The organism is Dyella sp. EPa41 (assembly GCF_016586165.1).
GTDB lineage: Bacteria > Pseudomonadota > Gammaproteobacteria > Xanthomonadales > Rhodanobacteraceae > Dyella.
Window position 1 is genome coordinate 1 of record NZ_BCPR01000117.1, and the last position, 8,387, is coordinate 8,387.

The 8,387-nt window shown below is 65.5% G+C and carries 8 protein-coding genes; 4 read left to right on the forward strand and 4 right to left on the reverse strand.

The window, feature by feature from the left end:
- The 3 genes from JMF82_RS21045 to petA form a co-directional block, all read right to left on the reverse strand.
- Nucleotides 1–336: cytochrome c1 (locus tag JMF82_RS21045; RefSeq protein WP_304487925.1), on the reverse strand; the 336-nt coding region annotated here is incomplete at its 3' end.
- A complete protein-coding gene (locus tag JMF82_RS21050) occupies nucleotides 329–1,630 on the reverse strand; it encodes a cytochrome bc complex cytochrome b subunit (RefSeq protein WP_201316481.1) in 1,302 nt (433 codons plus the stop codon). The genes JMF82_RS21050 and JMF82_RS21045, both read right to left, overlap by 8 nt.
- On the reverse strand, nucleotides 1,630–2,235 hold the full coding sequence (petA, locus tag JMF82_RS21055) for a ubiquinol-cytochrome c reductase iron-sulfur subunit (protein WP_201316482.1): 606 nt from the start codon (nucleotides 2,233–2,235) through the stop codon (nucleotides 1,630–1,632). The genes JMF82_RS21050 and petA overlap by 1 nt, the downstream gene beginning before the upstream one ends.
- A gap of 373 nt (nucleotides 2,236–2,608) precedes the next feature.
- Here petA and JMF82_RS21060 point away from each other — a divergent pair, with 373 nt between their 5' ends.
- Nucleotides 2,609–3,796: a trypsin-like peptidase domain-containing protein gene (locus JMF82_RS21060; RefSeq protein WP_201316483.1), complete on the forward strand. Its 1,188-nt coding sequence runs from the start codon at nucleotides 2,609–2,611 to the stop codon at nucleotides 3,794–3,796.
- Here the strand turns inward: JMF82_RS21060 and JMF82_RS21065 are convergent.
- Nucleotides 3,782–4,888: a lytic transglycosylase domain-containing protein gene (locus JMF82_RS21065; RefSeq protein WP_236585615.1), complete on the reverse strand. Its 1,107-nt coding sequence runs from the start codon at nucleotides 4,886–4,888 to the stop codon at nucleotides 3,782–3,784. The genes JMF82_RS21060 and JMF82_RS21065 overlap by 15 nt on opposite strands.
- Before the next feature lie 314 nt (nucleotides 4,889–5,202).
- On the opposite strand from JMF82_RS21065, the gene miaB reads away from it, so the two are divergent.
- The 3 genes from miaB to ybeY all read left to right on the forward strand — a co-directional run bounded on the left by miaB (nucleotide 5,203) and on the right by ybeY (nucleotide 8,163).
- Nucleotides 5,203–6,546, forward strand: a complete 1,344-nt coding sequence (gene miaB / locus JMF82_RS21070; protein WP_201316485.1) for a tRNA (N6-isopentenyl adenosine(37)-C2)-methylthiotransferase MiaB — start codon at nucleotides 5,203–5,205, stop codon at nucleotides 6,544–6,546.
- A gap of 166 nt (nucleotides 6,547–6,712) precedes the next feature.
- Nucleotides 6,713–7,699 (forward strand): PhoH family protein, encoded by a 987-nt coding sequence (locus JMF82_RS21075; protein ID WP_201316486.1) that lies wholly within the window; start codon nucleotides 6,713–6,715, stop codon nucleotides 7,697–7,699.
- A complete protein-coding gene (gene ybeY, locus JMF82_RS21080) occupies nucleotides 7,696–8,163 on the forward strand; it encodes an rRNA maturation RNase YbeY (RefSeq protein WP_201316487.1) in 468 nt (155 codons plus the stop codon). Before JMF82_RS21075 ends, ybeY begins: the two co-directional genes overlap by 4 nt.
- Nucleotides 8,164–8,387: the final 224 nt, after the last annotated feature.

Consider the following 8,387-nt stretch of genomic DNA (forward strand, 5'->3'; position numbering starts at 1 on the left):
GTACTGCTGGGCCAGGTCCTCCGGCATGTGCGAGATCACCGGATCGCCGAACTTGGCGCCGGTGAAGTTGAGGTTCTTCATCACCTCGTCTTCGCTCAGGCCAAGGTCTTCGGCCATGCGCGAATAGCGCACGTACTTCAGCGAGTGACAACCAACGCAATAGTTGAAGAACAGCTTGGCGCCACGCTGCAGCGAAGCCTGGTCGCGGATATTGGTGCCAGCCGAGGGCAGGTCGCCCTCTTCCGCGGCCATGGCCTGGGTGGTGCCGACCAGCAGGCCGAGCGCAAGCGCAAACGAGGCAATGGTTTTCGTCATCGGGGACTGTCGCTTAGTCATGGTCAAACACCACCCGCTCTGGAACCGGCTTGGTCTTTTCCCAGCCGAGATGCGTGTAGCACCACAGGAACACGAAATAGCCGAAGTAGATGAAGGTCATCACACGGCCGAACGTGTTCTCCCAGAAGGTCGCGTCCGTAGGCACCCACTCGACGAGCTTCTCACCGACCACGCCGGCACCCACCAGGGCCAGTCCGATGAAGGAGCCGGCGAAAGCCATCAGCGCCACCTTGAAGCCGGTGCCGCGATAGCGGATCGAGCGCACCTTGCCCGCGTCGATCCACGGCAGCAGGAACAGCAGCGCGATGGCGCCGAACATGCCCAGCACGCCCCAGAAGGCGGTGCCGAAGAACGACGGGATCATGCGCAGGATCGCGTAGAACGGGGTGAAGTACCAGGAGGGCTTGATGTGGGTGGGCGTCACCAGGTTGTTGGCCGGGATGAAGTTGTCATGCTCCAGGAACCAGCCACCCACGGTGGGCGAGAAGAAGATGATGAACGCCGCGATCAACACGAAGAAGCCCACCGCCACCAGGTCATGCACGGTGTAGTACGGATGGAACGGAATGCCGTCGGCCGGCTTGTTCGGGTCCCAGCGGTTGCCCTTGGGCCCCTTCTTGATCTCGACACCGTCCGGGTTGTTCGAACCCACTTCGTGCAACGCGAAAATGTGCAGCACCACCAGCAACAGCAGCACCAGCGGCAGCGCGATCACGTGCAGGGCGAAGAAGCGGTTGAGCGTGGCATCGGCGGGCAGGTAGTCGCCCATGATCCATTCGACCAGGCTGCCGCCGATCACCGGGATGGTGCCGAACAGCGAGATGATCACCTTGGCGCCCCAGAACGACATGTTGCCCCACGGCAGCACGTAGCCCATGAAGGCCTCGGCCATCAGCGCCAGGAACACCAGCATGCCCAGCAGCCACACCAGCTCGCGCGGCTTTTGGTACGAGCCGTACATCAGGCCGCGGAACATGTGCAGGAACACCACCACGAAGAACAGCGAGGCGCCGGTGGAGTGCATGTAGCGGATCAGCCAGCCCCACTCCACGTCACGCATGATGTACTCGACCGAGTTGAAGGCTTCCGCCGCACTCGTCTTGTAGTTCATGGTGAGGAAGATGCCGGTGACGATCTGGTTGACGAACACCAGCAACGCCAACACACCGAAGTAGTACCAGAAGTTGAAGTTCTTCGGCGCGTAATACTCGGTCATGTGCTTGCGGTATACCGGCATCAAGCCGGGCGCCCGCTCATTGACCCAATCGCCGATACGCGTGAATACGTTGGCCATCAGCCGGCCTCCTTCGGATCCACGCCAATCTGGATGTGCGTGTCATCGATGAAATGGTACGGCGGCACCAGCAGGTTCTTCGGTGCCGGCACGCCGGCGTAGACGCGGCCGGACATGTCGTAACGCGACTTGTGGCAGGGGCAGTAGAAGCCGCCCTTCCACTCCGGATCGAACGGCTCGGGCTTCATCACCGGCACGAAGTCGGGCACGCAACCCAGGTGGGTGCACAGGCCGACCAGCACCAGCCACTCGGGCTTGATGGAGCGCGCCTCGTTCTGCGCGTACTTGGGCTGCTGCTCGGCCGAGCCCTGGTCGGACTTGGCGTCGACCAGGCGACTGTCCTGGCTGGGCAGCGCGTCGAGCTGGGCCTTGGTGCGATTGACCACGAAGACCGGGAGACCGCGCCAAGGATAGGTGACCTTCTGGCCTTCCTCGATCTTGCTGATGTCGACCGTGACCGGCGCACCCGCGGACTTGGCCCGCGCACTGGGCTCCCACGACTTGATGAAGGGCACAGCTGCCGCGACGACTCCCACACCTCCGACCACTGCCGTGGTCGCTGTGAGGAAGCGGCGGCGGCCGTGATCGACGACTTCGTTCGCCATCAGGCTCTCCGGTACTTACATGCCATTGAGACGCGGAACTTAAGAGTTCCACAGGTGCTTGCCAAGCGCGTCGACACGTACGACAGCGGAAAACCTTCCGCATCGGACCAGAAAAATCCTAGTAACTCCCCCATACAGCAGGCACGCGGCGCCGTGACGGTGGGCATGCGGCAGAGCCGCAGGCTTTCGATTCGGGACACCTTGCGCACCGGGAAGCTCCCGGGACGACCCGCTTCGCAAGCGCCAGCAGAATCCGGCTCCCGCAAAATCGCGTTAGTGTAGCGTCAGGGCATGACTCGTACAATAAAAGCGGTGCTTTTGCCGCACCCACGCATGACTCGACCTAACGCCTTGCCACGAAACGCATAACGACATGAAACATGCCGCAGGCACGCTCGCCTTCATTGCCCGCTTCGTCGTGATTGGGCTGGCGGCTGCCTTCGTCATCAGCCTTTTGTGGCCGAATGTCGGCAATCGCCTGCGGCAACATTTTGGCGTCGGGCAGCCCGCCGTGGAGAGCTCTGCGGCGACGGCTCCCGCCGCGCCTGTCAGCGGCCCGGCCTCGTATGCCGACGCCGTCTCGCGTGCGGCGCCGTCGGTGGTCAACATCTACGCAAACAAGATGGTCACCGAGCAAGCCGTGCAGATGTACACCGACCCCGTGCTGCAGCGGCTCTTCGGCGGCCGCCCGGCCGGCCCCGCCTACAAGAAGCGCGAGCAGAACCTGGGGTCGGGCGTGATCGTGAGCAGCCAGGGCTATGTGCTCACCAACAATCACGTGATCGCCAACGCCGACGACATCCAGGTGCTGCTGTACGACGGCCGCGTGGCCAAGGCCAAGGTGGTCGGCGCGGACATGGAGACCGACCTGGCGGTGCTGAAGATCGATGCAGGCAACCTGCCCGTCATCCATATCGCCGACCGCCACGCCGTGCGTACCGGCGACGTGGTGCTGGCCATCGGCAACCCGCTCGGCCTCAACCAGACCGTGACCATGGGCATCGTGAGCGCCATCGGCCGACAGCTGAGCAGCGGCAGTCCGGAAGACTTCATCCAGACCGATGCGGCCATCAATCTCGGCAACTCGGGCGGTGCACTGGTCAACACCGAAGGCGAACTGGTCGGCATCAACACCTTGCTGATCGGCAAGGCCGCCAACGCCGAAGGCATCAGCTTCGCGATCCCCGTGGCGAGCGCCAAGAAGGTGCTGGACCAGATCATCGATACCGGCCACGTGGTGCGCGGCTGGATGGGGGCGGACTACACCTTTGTCCCGGTGGCCGCCGACAGCGGCCTGCCCGCCGCGGCACGAGGGGCGGTAGTCACCGACATCTACCCCGGTGGCCCGGCGGCCCAGGCGGGCATCCAGCCCCACGACATCCTGCTGCGACTGGGCCAGGAAGACATCGTCGACCCTGCCGACTTGCGCCGGCACGAGGCGGCGCTCAAGCCCGGCAGCAAGGTGGAAGTGTCGGGGTTGCGCAACGGCACGCCGTTCCGCACCGAGGTGATCCTGGCTCAACGGCCGCCACAGACGCCGACCGCCTCACTGGATGGCTGATACCCCACCGGTCACCACCGGCACGCGGCCGCCCGGCAGGTGGATGGCCTGTCCGTAGCGGCGGCGCAGCGTACCCACGCGTTCAACGTAGACCCGGGTTTCGTCATACGGCGGCACGCCGTTGTAGCGCTGCACGGCGCCCGGCCCCGCGTTGTAGGCGGCAGCGGCCAACTGCTCGTTGCCATTGAACGTGCGCAGCAACAAGCCGAGGTAACGGGCGCCGCCGCGGATGTTCTGGGCCGTGTCGAACGCGTCCTTCACCCCCATGTCGAGCGCCGTGCCCGGCATCAGCTGCATCAGGCCCTGGGCTCCCTTGATGGAGAGCGCCCGCGGGTTGAACGCGCTTTCGGCATGAATGATGGCCCGCAGGAACGCCTCGTCGACCCCCGACTCCTGGCTGGCCAACTGGATGACGTCCATATAGGCGGACAGATTGAGCGCCACCGAATCCCAGCGGATGCTCGAATGCAGGTTGCAGGCCACGCAGGTGGCGATATAGGTGAACAGCATCGTCACCGCGGGCCCCTGCGCCGCCGCAGGGCGAAGGTTGGTGTACTCCACGCTGCCGTCCTTGCGGACGATGCGATAGACCGCCCCGCGAAGCACACGATCGCCGTCGGCCGACACATTCGCCACCGGCTTGTCAGGCACCGGGGCGCTGCGGGCCGGCGCGGTCTCGCTGTAGCTCCACTGCCCCGGCTTGCCGTCGGGCGAAGGGGGCGGCGGCACGCGGCGCGCCGTGGTGTCGACGGAATCCCGCACCCAGGCCAGGGACGTCACCGGTGGTGCGGCAAGAGCTGCCTTGGCCGCCGAGGTCTGGGCCGAGCCCTGCACGCCCGAAAGGGTCGGAACGGATGCCTTGGGTGCCACCTTGCGGCGCACCGGCTCGGCCGCCCCGGCGATCTTGGTGCAGCCCTGATAGCCCGCCGCGCTGCTGCTGAAGACGACTTCGCCCGACGCGCCGGTACAACGATAGAGCGCACCGGCGTGGCCGGCCGAAGGCAGGCCCAGCAACCCCAGCAAAAGGGCGCAGCCGGCCGCCAGCCGCTGCAGGGCCGGATCATGGATCCACGGCGAAAACCGCCGGATCACGGCATCCGCACCGGTCGCAGCACGCTGGCTACGATCCGATTCCGACCCCATACGCCCATACTTCCCCCTTCGTCATGCATTCCCGCACCGCTGGACGGCGGCAGGCACGGCGCAGTGTGCCCCCTGCCAAAGCGCGAGCCAAGCATCACCTGGCCATTTCGTGCGGCAGGGCAAACTTGCGTGCCAAGCGCGCCTCATGGGCATGCAAGTATCTGACCACGCAGGCCCTTCGGCTGGCGGGGGCGCGGCGGGGAGCGTAAACTGTGGGGTTCGGCAATCCTCCCGCCGCCCAGTAAACGATGGTATCCAAGCCCATGACCGGCAAGCTTTTCATCAAAACCCACGGCTGCCAGATGAACGAGTACGACTCGGCCAAGATGGCCGACGTGCTCAAGGCCTCGCATGGGCTGGAGCTGACCCAGGACGAGTCCGAGGCGGACGTCATCCTGGTCAACACCTGCTCGATCCGCGAGAAGGCCCAGGAAAAGGTGTTCAGCCAGCTCGGCCGCTGGAAGGAGCACAAGCAGGGCGGCAAGGCGGTGCTGATCGGCGTGGGTGGCTGCGTGGCCTCGCAGGAAGGCAAGGACATCATCAAGCGCGCGCCGTACGTGGACCTGGTGTTCGGCCCGCAGACCCTGCACCGCCTGCCCGAGCTGATCGAGGCGCGCCGCGAGAGCGGCAAGCCCCAGGTGGACATCAGCTTCCCGGAGATCGAGAAGTTCGACCGCCTGCCCGAGCCGCGCGCCGAGGGCCCCACCGCCTTCGTCTCCATCATGGAAGGCTGCTCCAAGTACTGCTCCTACTGCGTGGTGCCCTACACCCGCGGCGAGGAGATCAGCCGCCCGTTTGACGACGTGCTGGTGGAAGTGGCGCAGCTCGCCGAACAGGGCGTGCGCGAAGTGACCCTGCTGGGCCAGAACGTCAATGCCTATCGCGGCCCGACGCACGACGGCGGCATCGCCGACCTGTCCGTGCTCATCCATGCCATCGCGCAGATCGAGGGCATCGGCCGCATCCGCTTCACCACCTCGCATCCGCTGGAGTTCTCCGACTCGCTGATCGAGGCGTACGCGAACGTGCCGCAGCTGTGCAACTTCCTGCACCTGCCCATGCAGGCCGGTTCGGATCGCATTCTCGCCGCGATGAAACGCGGTTACACGACGCTGGAATTCAAGCAGAAGATCCGCAAGCTGCGCGCCGTGCGCCCGGACATCTGCCTGTCCTCGGACTTCATCGTGGGCTTCCCCGGCGAGACCGACGAGGATTTCGAGAAGACCATGAAGCTGATCGAAGACGTCGGCTTCGACCAGAGCTTCTCCTTCATCTTCTCGGCGCGCCCCGGCACGCCGGCCGCCAACCTCGAGGACCACACCTCCTCCGAGGTGAAGCACGAGCGCCTCTCGCGCCTGCAGGCCAAGCTCAACGACAATGCGCGCAAGATCAACGAGGCGATGGTCGGCACGGTGCAGCGCGTGCTGGTGGAAAAGCCCAGCAAGAAAGACCCCAACGAGTTCACCGGCCGCACCGAGAACATGCGCTTCGTGAACTTCCCGGGCCATGCGCGCATGATCGGCCAGTTCATCGACGTGGTGATCACCGAAGCGATGAGCAACTCGCTGCGTGGCCGCGTGCATATCGCCGATGAAGCCGCCGCCTGATCTTGAGCCTTTTGAGAAGCCCCTCTCCCTCCGGGAGAGGGGCTGGGGTGAGGGTACGGGGCTTGCGACACGCCCCCATAAAGCCGCCAGCCCGCACCCTCTTCCGCCTGCCGGCACCTTCTCCCGAGGGGAGAAGGGTCTCCCCTCGAACTCTTCGACACCTTTCATGACCAACGGCCTCCCCCAACGCGACTTCGCACTGGAACCTGAAGACAACGCCCGGCTTTCCAACCTGTGCGGGCCGTTCGACGAACACCTGCGCCAGGTGGAATTGCGCCTAGGCGTGGAGATCAACCATCGCGGCAACCTGTTCCAGGTGATCGGCGAGGAAGGCGCCGTGCGCGCGGCCGAGAAGGTGCTGCATGCGCTCTACGCAAGCACCGAGAGCGAATCGCTCAACGGCGCCAAGATCAACCTGCACCTGGCCGAATCGGGCATCGAGGCGATCGTCGCCGATGCGGCCGAGGGCGCGCAGGAAGTCGCCATCAAGGTGAAGCGCGGCGTGATCAAGGGCCGCGGCCCCAACCAGGCGCGCTACCTCCACGCGATCACCACGCACGACATCAGTTTCGGCGTCGGCCCCGCCGGCACCGGCAAGACCTATCTCGCCGTGGCGAGTGCGGTCGAGGCGCTGGAAGCGAACCGCGTGCAGCGCCTGCTGCTGGTGCGCCCGGCAGTGGAAGCCGGCGAGAAGCTCGGTTTCCTGCCTGGCGATCTCTCGCAGAAGGTCGACCCCTATCTGCGCCCGCTGTACGACGCACTGTACGAAATGCTCGGCTTCGAGAAGGTCGCCAAGCTGATCGAGCGCAACGTGATCGAGATCGCCCCGCTCGCCTATATGCGCGGGCGCACGCTCAACGATTCCTACGTGATCCTCGACGAGGCGCAGAACACCACCGTCGAGCAGATGAAGATGTTCCTCACGCGCATCGGCTTCGGCTCGGTGGCGGTGATCACCGGCGACGTCAGCCAGATCGACCTGCCGCGCCACGTGCGCTCGGGCCTGCGCCACGCCATCGAGGTGCTGCGCGGCGTCGACGGCATCAGCTTCACCTTCTTCACCTCGCGCGACGTGGTGCGCCATCCGCTGGTGGCGAAGATCGTGCGTGCCTACGAAGCGTTCGAGCAGGCCAACGAGGAACCGCCCAGGTGAGTGCCACGCCACTGACGCTTTCCGTGGGCTACGCCGCGGCGCGCAAGGGCGTGCCTTCGTCACCCAGCTTCCGCGCATGGGTGGAAGCCGCGCTGCGTGGAGCGAGGCGCCGCAAGGCCACCGAGCTTTCCATTCGCATCGTGGATGCCAAGGAAGGCCGCGCGCTCAATCGCGACTATCGCGGCAAGGACTACGCCACCAATGTGCTGTCATTTCCGGTGGAGCTGCCGCCCGGCGTCAACCTACCCCTCATTGGCGACTTGGTGATCTGTGCGCCGGTGGTCGCCCGCGAAGCTGCCGAGCAGGGCAAGCGAGCACGCGACCATTGGGCCCACATGACCGTGCATGGCGTGCTGCACCTGCTGGGCTATGACCATATCGAGGACGACGAAGCCGAGGCGATGGAGGCGCTGGAGACGCGCATCCTGGCCGGGCTGGGGATTGCCGACCCCTACGACGCCTGAGCTTTTGCCTCCTCTCCCCTCCGGGGAGGGGACTGAGGTGAGGGGGCGATCTTGCGACTCCGCCGAGCCAGAACCGGCTCCGGACAAACGCTACCGCGAGCACCCACCCCTCACCCTGCCCTCTCCCCGGAGGGGAGAGGGAAACCTCAAAGGGAGAGGGGCAATCTTGCGCCTCGGCTGCGCCAGAGCCGGCTCCGGACACACGCTGCCGCGAGCACCCACCC

Coding starts and splice junctions, on each gene's coding strand:
- petA (WP_201316482.1), bottom strand. CDS start 2,235: ATGGCGAACGAAGTCGTCGATCACGGCCGCCGCCGCTTCCTCACAGCG.
- miaB (WP_201316485.1), top strand. CDS start 5,203: ATGACCGGCAAGCTTTTCATCAAAACCCACGGCTGCCAGATGAACGAG.
- JMF82_RS21075 (WP_201316486.1), top strand. CDS start 6,713: ATGACCAACGGCCTCCCCCAACGCGACTTCGCACTGGAACCTGAAGAC.
- JMF82_RS21050 (WP_201316481.1), bottom strand. CDS start 1,630: ATGGCCAACGTATTCACGCGTATCGGCGATTGGGTCAATGAGCGGGCG.
- JMF82_RS21060 (WP_201316483.1), top strand. CDS start 2,609: ATGAAACATGCCGCAGGCACGCTCGCCTTCATTGCCCGCTTCGTCGTG.